At 70.2% G+C, this 21243-nt stretch carries 21 protein-coding genes; 11 read left to right on the forward strand and 10 right to left on the reverse strand.

The features are described from left to right. The first annotated feature begins 13 nt into the window (after positions 1–13). On the forward strand, positions 14–340 hold the full coding sequence (locus tag C475_RS17240) for a HalOD1 output domain-containing protein (RefSeq protein WP_161625211.1): 327 nt from the start codon (positions 14–16) through the stop codon (positions 338–340). Here the strand turns inward: C475_RS17240 and C475_RS17245 are convergent. Both C475_RS17245 and C475_RS17250 read right to left on the reverse strand, forming a co-directional pair. Further along, positions 337–1707, reverse strand: a complete 1371-nt coding sequence (locus C475_RS17245) for a nucleotide sugar dehydrogenase (RefSeq protein WP_006885151.1) — start codon at positions 1705–1707, stop codon at positions 337–339. The genes C475_RS17240 and C475_RS17245 overlap by 4 nt on opposite strands. Further along, positions 1704–2744: a Gfo/Idh/MocA family protein gene (locus C475_RS17250; RefSeq protein ID WP_006885152.1), complete on the reverse strand. Its 1041-nt coding sequence runs from the start codon at positions 2742–2744 to the stop codon at positions 1704–1706. The genes C475_RS17245 and C475_RS17250 overlap by 4 nt, the downstream gene beginning before the upstream one ends. 379 nt (positions 2745–3123) lie before the next feature. Here C475_RS17250 and C475_RS17255 point away from each other — a divergent pair, with 379 nt between their 5' ends. Continuing rightward, positions 3124–3669, forward strand: a complete 546-nt coding sequence (locus C475_RS17255) for a DUF7344 domain-containing protein (RefSeq protein ID WP_006885153.1) — start codon at positions 3124–3126, stop codon at positions 3667–3669. Positions 3670–4613: 944 nt separating this feature from the next. On the opposite strand, the gene C475_RS17260 is transcribed toward C475_RS17255, so the two are convergent. Then, positions 4614–4889, reverse strand: coding sequence for a winged helix-turn-helix domain-containing protein (locus tag C475_RS17260; protein ID WP_006885155.1), 276 nt, complete (start codon positions 4887–4889; stop codon positions 4614–4616). A gap of 367 nt (positions 4890–5256) precedes the next feature. On the opposite strand from C475_RS17260, the gene C475_RS17265 reads away from it, so the two are divergent. The 3 genes from C475_RS17265 to C475_RS17275 all read left to right on the forward strand — a co-directional run bounded on the left by C475_RS17265 (position 5257) and on the right by C475_RS17275 (position 7566). Next, positions 5257–5742, forward strand: coding sequence for a DUF7344 domain-containing protein (locus tag C475_RS17265; RefSeq protein ID WP_006885156.1), 486 nt, complete (start codon positions 5257–5259; stop codon positions 5740–5742). Between the two features lie 127 nt (positions 5743–5869). Then, entirely contained in the window at positions 5870–6466 is a 597-nt protein-coding gene (locus C475_RS17270) for an acyltransferase (protein ID WP_049930898.1), read from the forward strand. Further along, positions 6463–7566 carry a DegT/DnrJ/EryC1/StrS family aminotransferase gene (locus tag C475_RS17275; RefSeq protein ID WP_006885158.1) on the forward strand — a complete coding sequence of 368 codons (1104 nt, stop codon included), beginning with the start codon at positions 6463–6465 and terminating at the stop codon, positions 7564–7566. Before C475_RS17270 ends, C475_RS17275 begins: the two co-directional genes overlap by 4 nt. Before the next feature lie 21 nt (positions 7567–7587). Here the strand turns inward: C475_RS17275 and C475_RS17280 are convergent, their stop codons facing one another. After that, positions 7588–9369: a class II glutamine amidotransferase domain-containing protein gene (locus C475_RS17280; protein ID WP_006885159.1), complete on the reverse strand. Its 1782-nt coding sequence runs from the start codon at positions 9367–9369 to the stop codon at positions 7588–7590. Between the two features lie 561 nt (positions 9370–9930). On the opposite strand from C475_RS17280, the gene C475_RS17285 reads away from it, so the two are divergent. The 4 genes from C475_RS17285 (at position 9931) to C475_RS17300 (ending at position 13703) form a co-directional block, all read left to right on the forward strand. Then, a complete protein-coding gene (locus tag C475_RS17285; RefSeq protein WP_049930822.1) occupies positions 9931–10839 on the forward strand; it encodes a polysaccharide deacetylase family protein in 909 nt (302 codons plus the stop codon). Between the two features lie 280 nt (positions 10840–11119). Then, positions 11120–12070 carry an NAD-dependent epimerase/dehydratase family protein gene (locus C475_RS17290; protein ID WP_006885161.1) on the forward strand — a complete coding sequence of 317 codons (951 nt, stop codon included), beginning with the start codon at positions 11120–11122 and terminating at the stop codon, positions 12068–12070. A gap of 87 nt (positions 12071–12157) precedes the next feature. Beyond that, positions 12158–13141 (forward strand): glycosyltransferase family 2 protein, encoded by a 984-nt coding sequence (locus tag C475_RS17295; protein ID WP_006885162.1) that lies wholly within the window; start codon positions 12158–12160, stop codon positions 13139–13141. Positions 13142–13430: 289 nt separating this feature from the next. Then, positions 13431–13703 carry a hypothetical protein gene (locus tag C475_RS17300; protein ID WP_006885163.1) on the forward strand — a complete coding sequence of 91 codons (273 nt, stop codon included), beginning with the start codon at positions 13431–13433 and terminating at the stop codon, positions 13701–13703. Positions 13704–13760: 57 nt separating this feature from the next. Here C475_RS17300 and glmS read toward each other — a convergent pair whose 3' ends face one another. Both glmS and C475_RS17310 read right to left on the reverse strand, forming a co-directional pair. Then, entirely contained in the window at positions 13761–15569 is a 1809-nt protein-coding gene (gene glmS, locus C475_RS17305; protein ID WP_006885164.1) for a glutamine--fructose-6-phosphate transaminase (isomerizing), read from the reverse strand. A 180-nt stretch (positions 15570–15749) separates the two neighbouring features. Beyond that, a complete protein-coding gene (locus C475_RS17310; protein WP_006885165.1) occupies positions 15750–16304 on the reverse strand; it encodes an HTH domain-containing protein in 555 nt (184 codons plus the stop codon). Between the two features lie 378 nt (positions 16305–16682). Here C475_RS17310 and C475_RS17315 point away from each other — a divergent pair, with 378 nt between their 5' ends. Next, positions 16683–17348, forward strand: coding sequence for a DUF502 domain-containing protein (locus tag C475_RS17315; protein ID WP_006885166.1), 666 nt, complete (start codon positions 16683–16685; stop codon positions 17346–17348). A gap of 24 nt (positions 17349–17372) precedes the next feature. On the opposite strand, the gene C475_RS17320 is transcribed toward C475_RS17315, so the two are convergent. The 4 genes from C475_RS17320 to C475_RS17335 form a co-directional block, all read right to left on the reverse strand. Beyond that, complete coding sequence (locus tag C475_RS17320; protein ID WP_006885167.1) at positions 17373–17942, reverse strand: hypothetical protein; 570 nt, start codon at positions 17940–17942, stop codon at positions 17373–17375. Positions 17943–18027: 85 nt separating this feature from the next. Continuing rightward, on the reverse strand, positions 18028–18312 hold the full coding sequence (locus tag C475_RS17325; protein WP_006885168.1) for a DNA-directed RNA polymerase subunit L: 285 nt from the start codon (positions 18310–18312) through the stop codon (positions 18028–18030). A 95-nt stretch (positions 18313–18407) separates the two neighbouring features. Further along, positions 18408–18731, reverse strand: a complete 324-nt coding sequence (locus C475_RS17330; RefSeq protein ID WP_006885169.1) for a hypothetical protein — start codon at positions 18729–18731, stop codon at positions 18408–18410. Next, the gene (locus C475_RS17335) at positions 18728–20125 is read right to left on the reverse strand and encodes a hypothetical protein (RefSeq protein WP_049930825.1); all 1398 of its coding nucleotides are present in this window, start codon (positions 20123–20125) and stop codon (positions 18728–18730) included. The genes C475_RS17330 and C475_RS17335 overlap by 4 nt, the downstream gene beginning before the upstream one ends. Before the next feature lie 240 nt (positions 20126–20365). Here C475_RS17335 and C475_RS17340 point away from each other — a divergent pair, with 240 nt between their 5' ends. Then, positions 20366–21229, forward strand: a complete 864-nt coding sequence (locus C475_RS17340) for a cytochrome c oxidase subunit 3 (protein ID WP_006885171.1) — start codon at positions 20366–20368, stop codon at positions 21227–21229. Positions 21230–21243: the final 14 nt, after the last annotated feature.

Below are 21243 nucleotides of genomic sequence, written 5' to 3' on the forward strand. Positions count from 1 at the left end.
GGGTGGTGTGACGATGGCGGAACGAACAGCGGACGGGGACGACCCCGTGGAGATCCGGGAAGGCGGACCGCGCGTGGTTCACTCGCGGGCGGCCGACCGGGACCGGGAGACGGACCTGAGTATCGCCGTGATCGAGGCGATCGCCGAGGCGAAGGCCGTCGAGCCGACCGAGATGGATGCAACGCTGTACGACGCCGTCGACCCGGACGCGCTGGACCGACTGTTCACCGACCGCGAGGGCGAGGCGTTGGCCGGCCGCGTCGTGTTCGAGCTCGGCGCCCACGAGGTGACGGTGCAGTCGAACGGCGACGTCCTGGTCAGACAGATCGACCCCCGCTAGTTCTCTCCCGACCCGTCGCCGAACCGGACGAGCGGATGCCCGATAGCGTCGGCGTCGAGCTGCCGGCGCCCGTCGAGGACGACCGAGTCGTCGAACGCCGTCCAGGGGATCGACTCGAACTCGTCGTGGGCCGTGGCGACCACGGCCAGGTCCAGCTCGCGGGCGCCGATGTCCGCCAGCGAGACGCGTTCGACGCCCGCCGGCGGCGAGTCCGTGGTGACGGGGTCGACCGCGTACACGGTTTCGGCGCGGTCGGCGAGCAGTTCGGCGATGTCGACTCCGGGCGAGGCGCGCGTCTCGTCGACCCCGGGCCGGTAGGCGAGCCCGAACACCGCGGCTGTGGCGTCGGAGAGGTCACGACCACGGTCGGCCAGCGCCTCAGCGGCCCGGTCGACGGTGTACTCGGGCATGTACTCGTTGACGTGGCGGGCCGTCTGCAGCAGCGGCGTCGCGCTCTCGAACTCCGAGATGACGAAGTAGGGGTAGTAGGGGATACAGTGGCCGCCGACGCCCGGACCGGGGTCGTGGATGTCGCAGAAGGGCTGGGTGTTGGCCACCTCGATCGCCTCGGGCACGTCGACGCCGAACTCGCCCGCCAGGGTCGCGAGTTCGTTCGCCAGCGCGATGTTCACGTCGCGGTACAGCCCCTCGAACACCTTCACGCACTCGGCGGTCGTGCAGTCACTCACCGTGTAGACCTCCGCGTCGGTGACCTGTCCGTAGATCAGCTCGGCGACCCTGGCGCTCTCCTCGTCGGCGCCGCCGACGACCTTCGGATGGGCGCCCCGGATGTCTTCGAGCGCTCGACCGCTCATCGTCCGTTCGGGGCAGAAAGCGAGGCCGAACTCCCCGAGTTCGAGCCCGCTCTCGGCTTCGAGCCACGGAGTGACGCGGTCGCGACAGGTCCGCGGCGGGACCGTCGACTCGACGACCACCGTGTCGCCGGGGTCGAGCCCCTCGCCGACCGACCGGACCGCCGCCTCCAGCGCCGAGAGATCCGGCTGGTCGTCGGAGACGAGCGTCGGGACGATGAGGACGTGGACGCTCGCCTCGGCGGCGGCGCCGACCGCGTCGGTCGTCGCCGACAGCGACCCGTCGGCGGTCAGTCGCTCGACCGCCCCGGGGAGGCCGGGTTCGCCCTCGACGGGGCACTCGCCGGCGTCGACCGCCCGAGCGACCTCGGGGTCGATATCGACGCCGGTCACCGCGCCGGACACCTCTGCGTAGACGGCGGCCAGCGGCAGGCCCATCTTGCCGAGTCCGTACACCGCCACCGGGACGGCGCCGCCGGTGAACGCGCGTCGCTGTGTGGGTTCGTCGGCGTCGGCCCCGTAGAGCCCCGTCGGCTCCGAGCGCTGGCTGCTCATGGGCTGGGCACCTCCGTGGGGGCCAGGTCGGCGTCGCGCTCGGTCGCGGCCTCGATCCGCTCGGCGAGTTCGACCGCGCGGATGCCGTCCTCGCCGGTCGTCTCCGGTTCGGTCCGCTCGCGGACCGACTCGGCGAACGAGGAGAGTTCGTTTTTCAGCGGCTCGCCGGTTTCGACGGTCGGCCGCTCGATGACGCTCTCGTGGCGGTAGCGCACGTCGCCGTCCGTGGCGACGTACTCCGGCAGCGAGTGGCGGTGGATCTCGACGGACTGGTCCATGTAGTCGACCTCGACGTGGCAGTCCTCGGCGGTGACCGCCAGGTCGCGGACCCGCTCCTGGGTGACGCGGCTGGCGGTCAGCGACGCGACGCGGCCGTCGGCGAACTCCAGCTGGGCGACGACGTGGCCACCCGCTGCGGCGCCGAACGCCGCCACGTCCGTGACGGGCTCGTCGGTCAGCGAGCAGATGACGTCGATGTCGTGGATCATGAGGTCGAAGACGACGCTGTCGACGCTGTCGCGGTCGACCGGCGGCCCCTGGCGTCGCGCGGCGAAGGCGATGGGGTCGGCGTCGACCATCACGTCCCCCAACGCGCGGACCGCGGGGTTGTACCGCTCGATGTGGCCGACCTGCACGAGACAGTCCGCCTCGCGGGCGGCCGCGAGGAGGTCCCGGCCCACCTCGGGGTCGGCGACGAACGGTTTCTCGACGAGCATGTCGGTGCCGGCGTCGATGGCCGCCCGCGCGACCGCCTCGTGGAACCGCGTGGGGACGACCACCGAGACGGCGTCCGTCCGGGCGAGGAGCGTCTCGCGGTCGCGGGCGGCCGTGTCGAACTCCGCGGCGACCTCGGCGGCGCGGTCGGCGTCGACGTCGGCGACGCCGAGCAGGTCGACTCCGGGGAGCTCGCTGTAGACCCGCGCGTGGTGGCGGCCCATGTTCCCGACGCCGACGACGCCGGTACGGACCTGATCGCTCACGAGCGACCCCCGTCTCCGGCGGCGCCGCAGCGGCGCGCGCTGACCGACTTCGACCATCGCTCGACCCGCCTGAGCGCGTCGTCCGACGCGCTCCGGGCCCGGTTGCGCAACGGGGACGTGACCGCCGGTGTCGACCGTCCGTGCTTCATGAATCACCCGGGGGTAGCGCCGAGCGTCGGCTTTGTTATGCGTTTCCTTTGACTGGTAGCCGGCCGATACGGATCGTCCCGGCCGCCGGGTCGCTCGCAGTCTCCCCGGAGCGGGGCCCAGAGCGCCTATCACGACCGATCCGCCGATACCGGTCGACCGGGGATCGGGTAACCGGTTCGTAACAAAGTGAGACCCGCTGATTTGCCTGTCTGTGTCGAGATACGACAATGGGGTGGCTGACGGTAGTGACAGCCCACCGACAGACCGACGCGAGGGCTGATGGTGGATGTCGACAGACGAGGAGGCGCTCACGCAGGACGTCGTCTTCGACATCCTCAGTAGCGCCAGACGACGCTACGTACTCTATCTGCTCCGCACCGAGGACGCGCCGGTCGAACTGACGGAGCTCGCCGAGGACGTGGCGGCCTGGGAGAACGACACGACTGTCGAAGAGTTGACGAAACAGCAGCGAAAGCGCGTCTACGTCTCGCTGTACCAGACCCACGTCCCCAAGCTCGAGGACGCCGGGCTGGTTCGCTACGACCAGGACACCGGCGACGTCGAGCTAACGCAGGCGGCCAACGACGTCGACCAGTACCTGAACCCGGGCGAGCGGGAGGTGCCCTGGCAGTACCTGTATCTCCCGCTCGCGCTCCTCGGGGTCGCCCTGGTCGCCCTGTCGAACCTGAACGTCTGGATCTTCGCGAACATGACCGAGGTCACGCTCGGCGTCATCATCTTCTCCGGCTTCCTCCTCACCGTCGGCGCACACATCGTCGTGTGGACCATGAACCGCCGTCAGGTCCCCGAAGACCTCCGCAGACACTCCTGAGGCCTCGCGCGGCACCCGCGCCTGGTCGAGTCGCTCACGAGCCATCAGTGTCCGTTCCGGCCCGTTCCGACGAGCCGGCGGCTCGTCGCGATCACCGCGTATCGACTCGGACCCGACGGCCCCGGCTCTCCGCTTCCGGATCGCGCGAGCGCGCCCACGAGCGGCGACATCGACCCGGCGAGACGAGGGCGTCGACCGGGGCTGTCGCTGACCGGACGGAGCGGGGCCGCCAGAACACGGCGGCGCCAGGAGTGACGGGGCCGACGGTGCCGGCGACTACTCCTCTTCGATGTCTTCCGGCAGCAACTGCTCGGGTTCGCGCTCGTAGGCCGGCGTGTCCACGAACTGGGCGATTCGCTCCAGGTCGCTGTCGGAGATGTGTTCCGTCATCGAGTGTGATCCCGTTCCATCGACCGATAGTAATCCGGCCCCTAAAGCCGCTTCGCGCTACGAGACCGTCAGGCGGTGTCTCGGCACGTGACTCGCAAGAATGCGCTGACCACCCGGCCGGAACGACGCGACATCGCGGAGCCGAGTCGCAAGGTGGTCGCTTCCGGCCCGCACGCACCCGACACGCGGCGCGGCGCGCCCGCGCGCGACACCGCCCGTCGCTCCACTGGCTCGTGCCCACAGGGCCGTCCGAACGGTGACCGGACGCCCCGTCACCGTCGCGAATGGGGCGCGTTCCGAGTCGGACGATTCCGTAACGGCCACCCTACTCGGCGGGTACCCATTACAAACCTATGCCTGTAAAGTCGGCCACGGCTCGACGGGCGACCGAGCGCGAGAAGGGGCGGTTCGGAGCGGACGGCGTCGGAGTAAGGGTACCGTACTCGGTGGGTGGGCGATCGTACCCGGTCGTCACGGTGACGGAGCGGAGCAGGGTGTCGCCGACCGACGGCTGGGCCGGCAGCTCGCGAACGGTCGCGGACCGGCGGGATCGTTCACACCATGTTCTCGGCTTCGATCTTGTCCCACACGTCGCGTCCCTGCTCTGTGAGGCCGTAGACCCGGCCTTTCTTTCGGTCGTCGGAGACGAGGAGGTCCACGAGCGACCGTTCTCGGAGGCGCTGAAGCGCCCGCGAGACGTGCGCGATACCCACGTCCTCGTCGGAGGCGATCTGCGACGGCGTCGAGGGGCCGTCTGCGAGTCGCTTGAGAACTGCGACGCGATACCGCGAACTGATGACGAAGCTGACGTCGTCCCAATCTGTGGTCATTGTTGCAATGTAGTGTCGGACGGGTGCATCCTGCTGCCGGTCGGTGACCGGGAACTCACGCGGACATTGTCGTCGGGACCCGCTTGCGTCCCACTTTCCGCTGTACTCACACCGAGTCGGCTACCACGTAAAGAGGTTTCGACGCTCCAGAAATTTCGCGTTGCGTACTGCGATTACGGCGATCTAAACCGCCGTCACGACCCACCGGTCGAGCGCGTAACCTCGGCATAACGATCCCCCTGGCTCGCGCGGAGCCGCACACGCACGCGGCGTCGTTCCGACCCGGACGCTCCGGCCGGCTCGCCCGGCGCGAGTCGATCGTGTTATCGAGGCGAGAATATATAACAGGGGAGTGAGAACAAGTGGTATGGGGTCAGAGCAGCCATCGGAGAGCCGGCCGAGTGACGACGACAGGCGACGAGGCGGTGATCCGAGCGGATCCAGGGGGAAGAGCGACGCGTCCGGCGAGGACGCGACGAACCCGCCGGCGACCGAACGGGGGGGCCGCGGGTCCGTCCGCGAGCGGCCGGTGTCGGTCGACGACCTGTTCGAGTTGTTGGCCCGTCCCGGCAACAGGTATACCCTGGCGTATCTGAGCCGGACCGAGGGGCCGGTGCCCTACGGGGACCTCGTCGAGACCGTCGTCGACGGGGCGGAGACACCAGCGGGCCTCTCGACGGCCGAATTCCGCGACCAGATCGCCACCAGGCTCGTCCACTCGAACCTCCCGAAGCTCGACGACGCCGGCCTCATCGAGTACGACCGCGAGACGCGGACGGTCCGCGCGACCGAGGCGACGGCGGTCGCGGTCCCGTATCTCGAACTCGCGATGGACCAGTTCTCCGCTGAGTGACGCGGTCGCGGCCGATCGCCGCCGCCAGCGCGTAGCCACCGGCGAGACGCGGCCGCCGTGTCGCGACGACGGACCGCCGCAAGCGCTCCATAACAAAGGCCGACCCGTGCCGACCGTCGAGCGACACATGAGCGAACAGGACCTCTCGACCGTCCGGACCGGCGACGGCTGCGACATCGCCGAGACGGCGGTCGTTGGCGAGCCCGGGGGCTCCGACGGCGCATACACCCGAATCGGCGACGACGCCACCGTCCGCGGCGGCACCATCGTCTACACCGGCGTGGAGATCGGCGACGGCTTCTCGACCGGTCACCACGCGCTGGTCCGCGGCGGCACCACCGTCGGCGACGACGTCCTCGTCGGGAGCCACGCCGTCCTCGACGGCGACGTGACCCTCGGGTCGCGCGTCAGCTGCCAGACCGGCGTCTACCTCCCGCCGAAGACGACCGTCGGCGACGACGTGTTCCTCGGTCCCCACGCCGTCGTCACGAACGACCCGTATCCGGTGCGGGAGACGAGCGAACTCGTCGGCGCCGCTCTTGAATCGAACGTCTCCGTGGGCGCGAACGCGACGATCCTCCCCGGCGTCACCGTCGGCGAGGGGTCGTTCGTCGCCGCCGGCGCGGTCGTCACCGAGGACGTGCCGCCGGGGACGCTCGCGATGGGCAACCCCGCGGGCCACGAGCCGCTGCCCGAGGACCTCGTCGGAGGGAACGAGCTGTGAGCCTCGAAGACCACCGGCAGATCCCCATCGCCGAACCCGCCCTGGGCAGCGAGGAGCGCGAGCGGGTCGCCGAGGTGCTCGACAGCGGGATGATCGCCGACGGCGAGGAGGTCCGCGCGTTCGAGCGGGAGTTCGCCACGACCTGTCACGTCGACCACGGCGTCGCCACCTCGAACGGGACGACGGCGCTGCACACCGCCCTGCGGGCCTGCGGGATCGGCGAGGGCGACACCGTCCTCACGACGCCGTTCTCGTTCGTCGCGACGGCCAACGCCGTCCGCTTTTGCGGCGCCGAGCCCGTCTTCGCCGACGTCGACCCCGAGACGTACAACCTCGATCCGGCCGCCGTCCGCGAGGCCATCGAGATCCGCGGCGGCGACGTGGACGCGATCCTCCCGGTCCACCTCTACGGGCTGCCCGCGCCGATGGACGACCTGTGCGGGCTGGCCGAGGAGTACGACGCCGTCGTCGTCGAGGACGCGGCCCAGGCCCACGGCGCCCGCTACCGCGAGGAGCCGGTCGGGTCGCTGGGCGACGCCGCCGCCTTCTCGTTCTACCCGACGAAGAACATGACCACCGGCGAGGGCGGGATGGTCGTCACCGACGACGAGGCGGTCGCCGACCGCGCCGCGCGGTTCGTCAACCACGGCCGGAACGAACAGTACGAGCACGTCGAACTCGGGCACAACTTCCGGATGACGAACATCGCCGCCGCGATCGGTCGCGTCCAGCTCAAGCGCCTGTCGCGGTTCGTCCGCGCCCGCCGGGACAACGCCGCCGCGCTCACCGAGGCGCTGGCCGACGCCCCCGTCGACCCGCCGACGGTCCCCGACGGACTCGACCACGCCTTCCACCAGTACACCGTCCGAACGCCCGACCGGGAGCGACTGGTCGCCCACCTCGACGACAAGGGAGTCGACACCGGGGTTTACTACCCGACGCCGATCCACGAGCAGCCGGCCTACGAGGGCGTCGACGAACGCTTCCCCGTCGCCGAGCGGGCCGCCGAGGAGGTCGTCTCCCTGCCGGTCCACCCCGGCCTCGCGGAGGCCGACCGCGAGGCGATCGCCGACGCGCTCGCGCTGTATCCGACGCAGTAGCGAAGCGTTGCGGTCGGGTTTCTATCGGACTTCGACGGCCGACCGCCCGCGGGCGGCGGTGTCGTCGTCCAGGTGCCGACGCGCCCAGAGCTCCAGCCCCGTCAGCGCCGCGACCGGGGCGAACGTCGACAGCTCGCGCGCCGCGAGGCGCTCGTGCAGGGCCGATACGGCGTCGGCGTCGAGGGGAGCGCGCTCGGCGACGCCGTCGAGGAGGTCGTCGACGAACCGCCGGAAGCGGTCGTCGGTCGCGTACCGGCGGGCGTACGCGTCGCCGGCCGTCGCCCCGGGCTCGTCGCCCGACGCTTCACGCCGTGACGCGGTCGAGTCGGCCCCGCCCGGCCCCGTCGGGATCACCGCCAGGTCGGAGCCGAGCCGTTCGGCGACGGCTCGGCGGATCGGTGGAGTGCCCGCGCCGACCGGGGCCGAGATGGGGCGCGTCCCGACCCGGTGGGCGGCGGGCATGCGCGCGGCCGTGTCCAGCAGCGACCCGCTCGCGAGCGTCCTGGTGCCGACCTGTCCCCGCTGGACCGCGCGCGTCCGCAACTCGGTCGCCGCCCGGACCTGGGCGGCCGCGTCGACCGCCGTCCGCTCGGCCGGCCCGTCGACGCTGTTCGCGACGACCGCGTCGACGGCGTCCAGCGGGTCCGCGTCGGCCGCGAGCAGGTCTCGCACCGTGTCCGCGGGGAGGACGGATTCGTGTTCGTAGAGCGCGCTCGCCGCCGAATCGTCCGCGCCGATGGCGCCGGCCCACGTCGCCGCGTCGAGGGCGGCGTCACCGTGGACGAGCACGTCGGCGTCCTCGTGGAGCCCGTCGGTCACGTAGGGGAGCGCGTCGACGGCCGACCACGCCACCATCGCGTCGGTCGCCGCCACCGCGTCGGCGACGGCGTCGACGAGATGGCGGCCCGGATCGCCGTGGATCCCCGCGTTCGGCGTCTCGAAATTCGTGGCGACCCGCGCCGCCGTCTCCCTGTCGCCGCCGCTGTGGCTGGCGCACGCGAGCGTCCGAATCGGGGACGACTGGTCGGCGAGCACCGCCGCGGCGATCCGGCTGTCGGCGTCGCCCGGGAACCAGAGCGTCCGGTCGCGCGCCGTCGTCGCCACGTCCGCCAGCGCCCGGCGGTAGTCGGCGAGCCACCGGTCCGGATACCCCGACGGCGCCAGCCCCTCGGCGGCCGGTTCCCAGTAGCGTTCGGTCGACAGCCCGTCGTCGACGGTCAGCCGCGTCGCCGGCGGGAGGCTCCCGACCCCCTCGAGGACCGTCCGCTCGCCGACGACGCCGCCGAACAGCAGCAGGTCCCCCACCGCCCGGGGGTCGAGCGTCGGGTCCGCCCGCTCGGCGACCAGCGGACCGAGCTCCGACGCGAACGCGACGCCGTCGACTTCGCCGGGCCCGTCGGCCCCACCGGTATCTCCGACGGGCGCGTAGTAGAGCGGGCGGCTCCCCGCTTTGTCGGTCGCCAGGTGGACCGCGCCCGCGCGGGTGTCGACGCAGGCGAGTGCGAACGGCCCGTCGAGTCGCGCCAGCGTCTCCCGCGAGTCGTCGGCGATCCCTCGGAAGAGGTCGCCCCACGACAGCGCCAGCCGGTCGCGGTTCGAGACGACGCCGTAGACGACCCCCAGAATACCGTCGCCCCGCCAGACGACGTTCGCGTCCGGGTCGCGCGTCCCGTGTTCGAGCACGCCCACGGCCGCCGCGCCCTCGCTCGCGCTCTCCAGTTCGTACCAGTCCTCGCGGACCATCGCGTCAGCCATCTCCTCCGGCTCCGTGTCGCCCGCCGACCGTCCGATCAGTCCCGTCATGTCCCTGACGTGACCGCAGCCAGCTATTGTTATGGGGCCCCTGCGGTCCCTCGTCGGCGACATCGATCTCGATACCGTCGACTCGCCCGGCCCGACACGGTTTCCCGGTTCGGAACCTGCCGATACGTCCGTCGAAACAGAATTTACTGAATCAGATCTAGAAACCAGAACAGACAGATTTTGGTAATGTAACGCCGAACAGAATTCGTTCCGTTGAGACGTTCGCAAGTCGACCCAAATACGCTTTTAGCCGCTAAAAGCACGTTATTTTACTGGTGTGGAAGATACGCTCGGCAGGCCACCGAGCGCCGAATCGATATCTCTATCTACGGTTTATCGGGTTCAGAGCCGGCTTCTCTGCTCCGAGCTGACCTGGCCCGATTTTGACCCGAACTAGTTTATAACTATACACTCATATCTGTATAAATTGTATGACTCCACAAGTTACACTTCGGCGGGTCGGTTCGAGCGCGGGGGCGGCGCGGCGGCGGCCGCGAATAGCCGCGCCATAACAATCCGTGCACGGGGCCTCGGCTACGGTATGAAAGGGGGCGGCGAGTCGTGGGATCGGTAGTGCTCTCGGTCGACGCGGAGCTGGCCTGGGGGTTCGTCGACTACGACGACCCACCGAGCGATCGGGTCGAGAGCGGTCGGGAAGGGTGGCGGACGCTTCGACGGCTCTGCGAGCGCTACGACGTGCCGGCGACCTGGGCGGTCGTCGCGCATCTGCTGCACGAGGACTGCGACGGTCGCCACGCCGACCACCCGATCGGCCCCGGGTGGTTCGCTCGCGAGCGCAACGAGTGGGCCGACCGGCCCGACCTGACGCGGGGGCCCGAGCTCGTCGAAGCGCTGCGGGCGTCGCCCGTCGACCACGATATCGGCTGTCACACGTACTCGCACGTCGAGCTGGGCGCCCCCGGGACCACGCGGGCGATGGCGGCCGCCGAGCTGGAGCGCAGTCGGGTGCTCATGGACGAGTGGGGGATCGACGGGCGGTCGTTCGTCTTCCCCCGTAACAACGTCGGCCACCTCGACCTGCTGCCCGACTACGGCTTCGAGGCCTACCGCGGGCGCCGTCCCGTCGAACGCCGGTCGCTTCCCGCGAAGTTGCGGACCGTCGCCCTCGGGGACGGCCGCCCCCCGCTCGTCCGGCCGACGGTCGCCGACGGCGGCCTCGTGAACCTGCCGGCGTCGCTGTTCCTCTACAGTTTCGAGGGGCTCGCGCTGCGGGCGAGCAAGCCCTTCGTCGGCGACCCCGTCGTCGAACTCGTCGAGCGCGGGCTGGACGCCGCGGCCGAGGGCGAGGGCGTTCTCCACCTCTGGCTGCATCCGAACAACCTGGTCGACGGCGCCGCGGTCGAACGGATCGAGGCGGTCCTCCGGGCCGTCGACGAACGCCGCGCCGCCGTTCCCGTCGAGACGATGGCCGAAGTCGCGGCCCGGCGGCGCCCCCAGCAGGTGCAGTGATCCCCCGCTCGACGGCGGGACACTCGGCGCCTCCCCGGCGAACGCCGCTCCGCGCCCGTCGACCCGAGACCGCCTCAAGCGTCCGTTTCGACGATTGATTCTCGCGAAGTCGGTCGCTACGAACGGTTCAGGCGACACATAACTATGAGTACGGTGCGCCGAATCAAGGCAATGCGTGTCAGCGACCGTCCCGGGTCGCGACTCCCGACCCCGGACAGCGGAGAGCGGTATCGACCCGATCCGTCGACCGAGCGAACGCCCGCTACGGGGGTGACCCGGTGTGGCGACTGACCCCGCGAGCGGTCTCGACGGGCAGTCGGTCCTCGTGACGGGCGGAGCGGGCTTCGTCGGAAGTCACCTCGCGGCCGCGCTGACCGACCGTTGCGAGGTCACCGTGCTGGACGACTGCTCGACGGGCGAGGCCGAGAACGTCCCCGACGGCGCGGAGCTGGTCCGCGGCGACGTGCGCGACCCGGCCGACCTCGAACCGGCGATGGACGGCGTCGATGTCGTCTTCCACCAGGCGGCGCTGGCCGACGTGGGCGCCTCCGTCCGGTCGCCGATCGAGGGACACCGCCGGACCGCGTCGGGGACGGTGAAAGTCCTCGACGCGGCCCGCCGGGCGGACGCGCGGGTCGTCGCGGCGTCCAGCGCCGCGGTGTACGGCCAACCGGACACGCTCCCGATCCGCGAGTCCGACCGGAAGACCCCGCTCACCCCCTACGGGATCGACAAGCTCGCCGCCGACCAGTACACCCGGCGGTTCGCCGACCGCTACGGCATGGAGACGGTCGCGCTGCGGTACTTCAACGTCTACGGCCCGGGAGAGACCGGCCACCGGAGCGGCGTCGACGACGTGGTCGGGACCTTCCTCGAACGGGCGCGCTCCGACAGCGTCCTGCCGGTCGAGGGCGACGGGACGCAGACGCGCGATTTCGTCCACGTCGACGACGTGGTCCGGGCGAACCTCCGCGCGGCGACGACCGACGCGACCGGGCGGGCCTACAACGTCGGCAGCGGCACCGGCGTCTCCGTGCGGGAGGTCGCCGAGCGCGTCATCCGACTGGTCGATTCGGACAGCGAGATCGTCCACGGGGACCCCCGCGAAGGGGACATCAAACACAGCCGTGCGGCGCTCGGACGGGCGCGCAGCCGGCTCGGCTACGAGCCGACCTACGACTTCGAGACGGGACTGGCGACGCTGGTCGACCGAGCGGCCGTCCCGAGCTAACCGTCGGCTCCGGACGTCTCCGCCGCCGTATGAGAGTCATAACAAAACCCGCGCTTCGCCTAGGGCCGACCGACGACCACCACGCATATGTATCAGGACACGACAATCGGCGTCGTCGTGCCGGCGTACAACGAAGCGGGCTTCGTCGGCGACGTCATCGACTCGATCCCGGCGTTCGTCGACCGCATCTACCCCGTCGACGACGCCTCGACCGACGGGACCTGGGACGAGATCCGCGAGCACGCACAGCGACAGAACACGCCGACGCCGGCGCTCGTCGGTGACGGCGGGACCCAGCGACGGGTCGTCCCGATCCAGCACAGCGAGAACCGGGGGGTCGGCGGCGCCATCAAGACCGGCTACCAGCGCGCGGTGGCCGACGGCGTCGAGGTCGTCACCGTCATGGGCGGCGACGGCCAGATGGACCCCGACGTCATCGAGCGCATCATCGACCCGGTCGTCGACGGTCGAGCCGACTACGCCAAGGGCAACCGCCTCCTCACCGACGACCACCACGACTCGATGCCGGCCTTCCGTTACGTCGGCAACGTCATGCTCACGTACCTCACGCGCATCGCCAGCGGCTACTGGGGGATCGGCGACCCCCAGAACGGCTACACCGCCATCTCGACCGACGCCATCGAGGCCGCGGACCTCGACCAGATGTACGAGTTCTACGGGTACTGCAACGACCTGCTCGTCCGACTGAACGTCGCCGACATGCGCGTCGTCGACGTCCCGACGCCCGCCGTCTACGGCGACGAGGAGAGCCACATCGACTACTCGACGTACATCCCCCGGGTCTCCGCGATGTTGCTCGGCAACTTCCTGTGGCGCCTGCGCGCCAAGTACGTCGCCGACCGCCCCCACCCGGTCGCCCTGTGTTACCTGCTCGGCGCCGGCGGCCTCGCGACCGGGGTCGGCGCCGGTCTGCTCCCGTTGCTGACCGGGACAGCTGGCCCCACCGCCGCCGCCATCGGGTTCGGCCTGTGCTTTCTCGTCCTCGCAATGATTCTGGACAAGCGTTCGAACGACCACCTCACGAACGTCATCTCGGCGACACCCAGTTGAGTTTTACCCGAGTTACTCCGAGGTAAGAGGGTCCTACGCCGCCCCACGACACCGTTCGAGCGCGTCTGAACCGCTCGGTTCCGGACGCGCCCATCGGTTCGAGCGAGCAATGGTATCGACTACCACTGTACGTATCCGGTAACCGTCTCGATAGCACCACGCAACCGTCTATCGGACAAGTCATTTCATACGGACAGTAGCGTTATACGAGTAGGTGGGCACTACCGGAAACGTGACCCCGAGTCGTGGCGGGCTGCGGCCGCCGCGCGGGACGAGCCACGGAGCAAGTATGACCGAAGACAACGAGAACGCCGACGTGTGGACGGACGGACAGACAAAGTCGCGGGGGCAACAGACCCTCCCGGCGGACTGGCGCGACCAGCCCGTCGACCCCGACTTAGAAGAGAACCTCGGCTACGAGCTGATCGCGTGGGAGAAGATCAACGTCGTCGACGACCCGGACCAGGTCATCTTCCTGCCGGACTCCGAAGAGCAGTTGCGGGACGACGCCTTCATCGTCTCCGGCGAGAGCGCGGTGTGTGACCTGGCCGACAAGCGATGAGCCGACGGGCGACGATGGCTCGCGGATTCGGTCACGAGCGCGACGAGTAGCGGCGGGTCACTCCACCGTGACGCTCTTGGCCAGGTTGCGCGGTTTGTCGACGGGTCGGTCCAGCAGCGTCGCGGTGTGATAGGACAGCAGCTGGAGCTGGACGTTCGCCAGGACGCCGACGAGCTCGGGATGGGTTTCCGGCACCCACAGCACGTCGTCGGCGACCGCGGCGACGTCTCTCTCCGAGCGCGGGGCGACCGCCACGACCGGCGCTCCCCGCGCGCTCACTTCCTCGATACTCCCGACGAGCTTCTCGGTGTGCTGGCCCGTGCAGATGGCGAACACCGGGGTCGAGGGCGTCACGAGCGCGAGCGGCCCGTGTTTGAGTTCGCCGGCGGGGAACCCCTCGGCGTGCTCGTAGGAGATCTCCTTGAGCTTGAGCGCCCCCTCCAGCGCGACGGGGTGGCCCGTCCCGCGACCGATGAAGAAGTAGGCGTCGCTGTCGTCGTAGCGGGTCGCCAGCGCGCTCGCGGAGGAGTCGGCCAGGATGGTCTCGACGGCGTCGGGCACGTCGTCGAGCGCGGCCGGTAGCCCCGCGGGAGTCGATCCCGACCCGCCCACCTCCCGGGCGATCCGCTCGGCGAGCAGGCCCAGCGTCGCCACCTGCGAGGAGAACGTCTTCGTCGCGGCGACGCCGATCTCCGGCCCGGCCCGGATCAGGACGGTGTCGTCGCACTCGCGGGCGGCCGTCGACCCGACGACGTTCGTCACCGCCAGCGTCCCCAGCCCCTCCGCGGCGCCTCGACGGAGCGCCGCGAGCGTGTCCGCGGTCTCGCCGCTCTGGGTCACCCCCACGAGGACCGTCCCGTCCTCGGTCGGCGGCGCCGTCACCGCGTACTCGCTGGCGAGGTACGCGCGGGCCGGGACGCCCCGGTCGCGCAGCAGTTGCGCGCCGTACAGCGCCGCGTGGTAGGAGGTCCCGCAGGCGACGAAGTGGACCCGCTCCACGTCGGCGAAGGCGCCGGGAGACAGCGACTCGAAGGCGACCTCGTCGCCGTCGGCCCGACCGCGCACGGCCTGGGCGATCGCCGTCGGCTGTTCGTCGATCTCCTTGCGCATGTAGTGGTCGAAGGCCCCTTTCTCCACGTCCTCCGAGGTCCAGTCCACCGTCTCGACGCTCCGCTCGACGGGCGTGCCGTCGATGTCAGTGATGTCGTATCCCTCGGGCGTGACCCGGACCACGTCGCTGTCTTCGAGATACACCACGTCGTCGGTGAACTCCAGAAACGCCGGCACGTCGCTCGCGAGGTAGTACGAGTCGTCGCTGACGCCGAAGACGAGCGGCGACCCCTGGCGGGCGGCGTAGACGGCCTCCTCGTCCTCGTGGACCATGGCGACCGCGTAACTGCCCGAGAGGTCCCCGATCGCCCGCCTGAAGGCGCCCTCGACGCTCTCGCCCTCGTCGACGTACGCCTCGACGAGGTGCGGGACGACTTCCGTGTCCGTGTCGCTGGAGAAGGTGTGTCCCATCTCGGAGAGGCGCTCGCGTAGCTCGCCGTGGTTCTCGATGATACCGTTGTGGACGACGGCGAGGTCACCGTAACAGTCCGTGTGGGGGTGGGCGTTGGCGTTCGTCGGCGGGCCGTGCGTGCTCCAGCGAGTGTGTCCCAGCCCGACCCGTCCGGCCATCGAGCTCCGCGAGAGGAGGTCGGCGAGTTCGTCGACTTTCCCCTCGCGCTTGAGAACCTCGACGCCCCCGCCGTCGGCGACGGCGACGCCCGCCGAGTCGTACCCCCGGTACTCGAGGTTCTGGAGGCCGGTCAGCAGTGTCGACACCGCGTCGTCGGCGCCGACCGCAGCGGTGATGCCGCACATCAGCGCCACCTCCGGCCGGCTCGCACCGCTCCGCCGGTCTCGGTCCGATCGGTTCGTGCGACAGGCGACTCTGTCATGCGTTCGCCTAGCCGAGAACGTGACATTGTTATGTATAGACTTGGCGGGACGAGCGCGGGGTAGGGGTTCGATACGCGCGACGGCCGTCCGCGCCGAACCCGACTACGGCTCGACGACGAGCTGGCGCTCCTCGCAGAAGTGGTCCAGCGCGTCGGCGAAGTCCGCGACCGCGTACTTTCGCCCGTCGATGCGGCAGGGGAACACGCCGGCGAGCGCGTCGTCGCAGTAGAGCGCGGCGGTCACGCGCGGCGGGACGAGCGCCCGCGCCGTCTCCTCGGCCATCGCCGAGTCGAGCTCCCTGGTCTCGAAGAAGGGGCTCGCGGTGGCGTCGTAGTCCCCGCCCCACTCGTCGAGTTCGGCGATGCGCTCCAGAAGCTCGCTCTCGGTATCGGTCCCCGAACAGGTCTCGCAGAGACAGAGCCGGCTCCCGGTGACCGTCACGGAGACGGCGTCGAGCGAGGACTCGTCGGCCAGCTCGTCGAGTCGAGCGATCAGCGCCTCTTGGCTCGACTTGGCGCCCAGCGGCGGCAACATCGAGCGGACGAACACTTCGACGCGTCGTTCGTCGGCCGACTCGAAGCGGTCGGCGGTCGCGTCCATCCACGCCCGGAACGCCGGGCGGTCGGTCGTCTCCGAGTGCGAGCGGTCTCGTGTCACGGTTGGGTCGGACAAGCCCCGGGACGCTCTTGAACGTCCCACACCGTTTACCCCGCGAGCGGCGAGTAGGGACCTTGAACGGCGAGGTAACGACCTCTGGAACGGCTCGGCCGACGCTCCGTTTCGCCCGTTCGAACCGTTCCGGCTCGAACCCGGACCGCTCGGATCAGGGTCGCCCATACGGCCGGACGAGCCCGACCCGGCCTCGGGCACGAGGCCCCTCGTCCGAGTCCGACGACCCCGGCTTCGGATCCGTCGATCCGGGCACTGAACCCGTCGATCGCGACGGACCACCGCCCGGTATCGATCGCGTACCCGCCGGTAACCGACTCCTTCCGGGGCCCCCAGCTTTTTCCTCGCCGCGACCGACCCCGAGGTATGGCACTGACCGGCCGACTCAAGGAGAGCTTCGTGGCGGGACTCATTCTCGTCGCCCCGCTCGCGGTCACCCTCTACATCTTCCGGATCCTGGTCTCCTTTTCCCTGCAGTTCATCGACCCGCTCGTCGCCGAGCTCGGGCTGATCGAGACCGCCGCGAACGTCGAACTCGCCGCGCAGATACTCGCAGTCGTCCTCATCGTCGCGGTCGTCACCGGCCTCGGCCTCCTCGCCCAGTGGTCGATCGGGAGACACCTGTTCGGGAACCTCGGGCGGACGATCAACATCGTCCCGCTCGTCAGCACCATCTACGGCGGCGTCCGGCAGGTGGCGACCTCCCTGGTCGACACCGGGTCGCAGTTCGAGCGGACGGTCCTGGTCGAGTACCCCCGCGAGGACATCTACTCGATCGGCTTCGTCACCGGCGAGGGTACGGCCAGCTTCGACGAGACCACCGGCGACCGGGCCCACTCCGTGTTCCTCCCCAACAGCCCCAATCCGACCGCCGGCCGACTCGTGATGGTCCCCGAGTCGGAGATCCACGAGACCGACATGAGCGTCCGTGAGGGGATGCGGATGATCGTCACCACCGGCATGGGGAGCGAGGCCGAAGGGGCCGACGCCTACGACGGCTACGCCGTGCCCGAGCCCGAACGGGCCGACTGACTCGGAGTATCCGTCGACGGGCCGTCACTCCGGAAGCACGTCCCCCAGCGACGCGCCGACGCCCATCACCACCGCGGTCACGAGACACTGCGCCGCGGCGACCTCGGGCTGGCTCCAGTCGACCCGCCGCCACAGCGTCATGAGTCCGACGGCCATCCCCCCGGAGATGGCGAGGATACCGACCAGTCGCCGCGGGACGACGCCGGCGATCAGGTCGGCCTCGACCGCGCCGAACTGGGCGGCGTGAAGGACGCCGAGGACGACGACGAATCCGAACGCGCCCGTGAGCGCGACGGCGACCGGTGAGTGGGCTATCGCCTCTCCGATCTCCTGGGTGCCGCCTTCGACGATCATCGGGATGCCGAAGAGGAACGCGCCGACGACCGCCTCGCCTGCGTCCCGCAGGTCGAAGGCGTCGCGGATGCGGCCGACGACGCGCGGCCTGTTCGCCCGGCGAGCGGTGCGCATCGTCTCGCGGACCTGCTCGCGCTCCTCGGGCCGGTCGACCAGTTCCTCCAGCGCCTCCAGGTCGTCCAGCACGTCGTCGATGTCCGGCTCCGGTTCGTCGCCGGGGCGCCCGTCCCGCTCGGTCATGTGCCCGTCATCGGCGGACCGCGGCAAAAACGTGTGGCCGCCGCTGGCGAGTCGTGGCGACGGCGAGAGAAACCGACCGCCGCGACTACGCGGCGGCCTCGAAGGCGTCAGTGAAGTCGTTGGACTTCTCGATGACCCGCTCGGCGCCGGCCTCCAGCGCGTCGAGCGCGTCGGTCTGCTCGTCGGTCTTGAGCGTCAGCACGGGGTCGGTCTGGCCCCCGGACTGCTCGGGGTTCACGTCGTAGGTCGCCGCGGTGATCCCCTCGGTCTCAAGCAGCGCGCCCTTCAGCACGTTCATGAACGTGTGACTCTCGCCGGCGATCTCGATAGAGATCATCGTCGGCTCTTTCTCGATGACCCGCAGTTCCATACGCGTATCCAGCCCCCTCGCGCGCATGAAACTTACGTTCCGGCCGCCCGAGCGTCCCGTCACCACGGGCCGGCGACGACCGCCGGCGAGCGCGCTTATACGACCGCGTACACCATCAGCAGGCCGAAATACAGCAACACCAGCAGCGCCAGCGCCTTCAGACGGAACCGCTGTAACTGGCCGGACTCGGCCTCGTAGGCGTCCTCGTAGGCCGCCCGCTGGTCGTCGGTGAGCGTCGACTCGTGAGCGCGCCCGCGGTGGAGCGCGAGCAGTCCCGCGGACTCGAACGGCCGTCCGCAGTACTCGCACTCGGCGACAGGCGCGTCCGGCGGCACGTCGTAGGCGGTGTCGTCGTCGGTACCGGTCGGTCCCCGGGAGGGGGTACTCGGACCCGTGGGGTCTGTCTGTGTCTCGGTCATTGGAGGTAGGGGAGGGGCACGTCCGGTCGGGTGACGATCCAGAGGCTCGCCATCGTGTAAAATATCATGACGGCGATGAAGGGGTACTGGCTGCGGATGGCCTGCAGGCGCCCCGGGAACATATCGAAGGCGGTGACGTGGGCGGCGAGGATGGCCAGGAGGTGTCCGCCGAGGACGCCGGCGATGGCGACGCCGCCGAACCAGCCCGGGACGACGATCAGCCCCGGGTTCACCGTCGCCATCGGCGCGGTCACCGCGGCGACCAGCGCCGGGACGAGCGAGAGGAAGTACCCGAGGAAGTGCGCGACGTGGTAGCCGGCGGCGATGGCCAAAAGCGGCGGCGCGAACCGTCGTGCGAGCGTCCCGCTGGCGACGTAGGTCGGCGCCGTCCGGCGGGCGAGCCGCGAGGCCAGCAGGTAGACGCCGAGGAAGAGAGCGAAGCCGACGACCATCGCGCTCGGGTACAACAGTGGGATCGGAAAGCCGAGGTTCACCAGCGACCGGGCGAGACCTCGCCAGGCCGGCGTCGCGACGAAGCCGTCGAAGGTGGTCACCCAGAGGATCGCGACGACGAACGCCGCCTCGTCGACGCCGTCGAGGCGGTCGGCGGTGAGTCCCGTTCCGGGGAATCGCAGCGAGAGCGACCCGTCGTCGTCGCGACCGACCGGCGCGACGGCGCCGTAGTAGCGAAACACCCGCGAGACGGGGTCGGCCTCGCGGAACCACGTCCCGGTCCCGTAGACGACGGCACCGGCCAGCGTCACGACGGAGTAGGCCACGACCGTGACCGCGAGGATCCGTGGTTCGTCCGCCAGCGGGCTCACGACCTCGATCCAGACGAGCGCGAGCAGGCCCGCGACGCTCGGCCAGGCGCCGAGCGTCCAGCGGTACTCCCGACCGAGGTCCGGCAGCGCCTCGGCGATCGCCCGCCAGGGGTTGACCGCCGGCCACGAGTTGCCGACGAGATAGGTGCTCATCGCGAACCCGGCCCACCAGCCGCCCCAGACGATCACGACGGCCGGGTTCGAGAGCGGGTCCGTCGGCCCGACGAACCCCGTGACGACGATGCCGACGAGCGCAGCCACGCCGAGAGCGCCCGCGGCCCACCGGAGCGCGGTCGGGGCCGGGGGCGCGAACCGTCTCCGGGCGTCGACCAGCCAGTCCAGCGCCGACCGGTCGGTCGCGAACGTCGCCAGCAGGAACGAGGCGCCGACGACCGCGCCGCCGGTCCCCAGCATCAGCCACGTCGGCACGCTCAGCGACTCGCGAGCCGACCCCCCCAGCGAGCCGCCGTGGGCGAACACGGGTCGCGCGGCCGCGGTCGCAGCGAGCACGACCGCGGCCGCGGCCACCGCACGGGCGGCCGCGACCGTTCGAGTCCGTCGTCTGTCCATCTGCCGGAGTTTAGACCCCCCTCCCGGTCAAAGTATCGAAGCCCGACCGCACGGGAGTCGCCGTCCCCGGCGGTCCGCGGTCACCGCCTCGGCGATCCGCGGTCACTGCCTCGGCGATACGGCGCCACCGCCCGCAACGGCCCGCGAACGCCTTCGGAAAACCGCGGGAACGGACGGCTACCGACACCGGGTCCGGACGGTTTGGGAGGCTTTTTAGTGTTGCTGGCGCAAGTCCCGAGTATGAGTCTCGCGGACGATACGTCAGAGGACCACGGGGACCACGGCGGGCATCACCTGCCGGCGGTCGAGGACTGGCCGCGCGGGTTCGGCGAGGCCAGCTGGTGGCCGTTCATCACCGCCGTCGGCGCGGCGGGCATCTACGTCGCCGCCGCCTTGTTCGTGCTCGGCCGAGGTCAGGAACCGCTCGTCGACCCGATGTACGGCCCGGTCGCGGTCGTCGCCAGCGTCGGCCTGTTCCTCGTCGGCCTCTACGGCTGGCTGTATCACGCGTTCGTCGTCAACTTCTGGGAAGGCGGCACGGACGAACACGGCAGCGGCACCCTCCGGCTGGCGATGATACTGTTCCTCGGGTCGGAGATCGCTACCTTCGGCGCCGGGTTCGTCTACTACTTCTTCATCCGCGCGGGGGCGTGGTCGACCGAGGGCTTCCCGGACTTGCTGGGCAGCCTCATCATCATCAACACGTCGATACTGATCGTCAGCAGCTTCACGCTGCACTTCGCACACACCGCGCTGCGGAAGAACAACCGCACCCGCTTCCTGCAACTGCTCGGGCTGACCCTACTGCTGGGTGTCGTGTTCATCGGCGGTCAGATCTACGAGTACTACGAGTTCATCGTCCACGAAGGGTTCACTCTCACCGGCGGCGCCTTCGGTTCCGCGTTCTACGGCCTGACCGGCCTCCACGGCCTCCACGTCAGCCTCGGCGCGGTCCTGCTGGGCATCGTCTTCCTGCGCGGCCTCAAGGGCCAGTACTCCGCCGAGAAGCACACCTCCGTCAGCACCGCCTCGATGTACTGGCACTTCGTCGACGTGGTCTGGGTGTTCCTCGTCGTCGTCCTCTACGTCGGCGCCGAGATCTGAGCGGGAGTTTCAAG

The sequence above is a fragment of the Halosimplex carlsbadense 2-9-1 genome (assembly GCF_000337455.1).
Taxonomy (GTDB): domain Archaea; phylum Halobacteriota; class Halobacteria; order Halobacteriales; family Haloarculaceae; genus Halosimplex; species Halosimplex carlsbadense.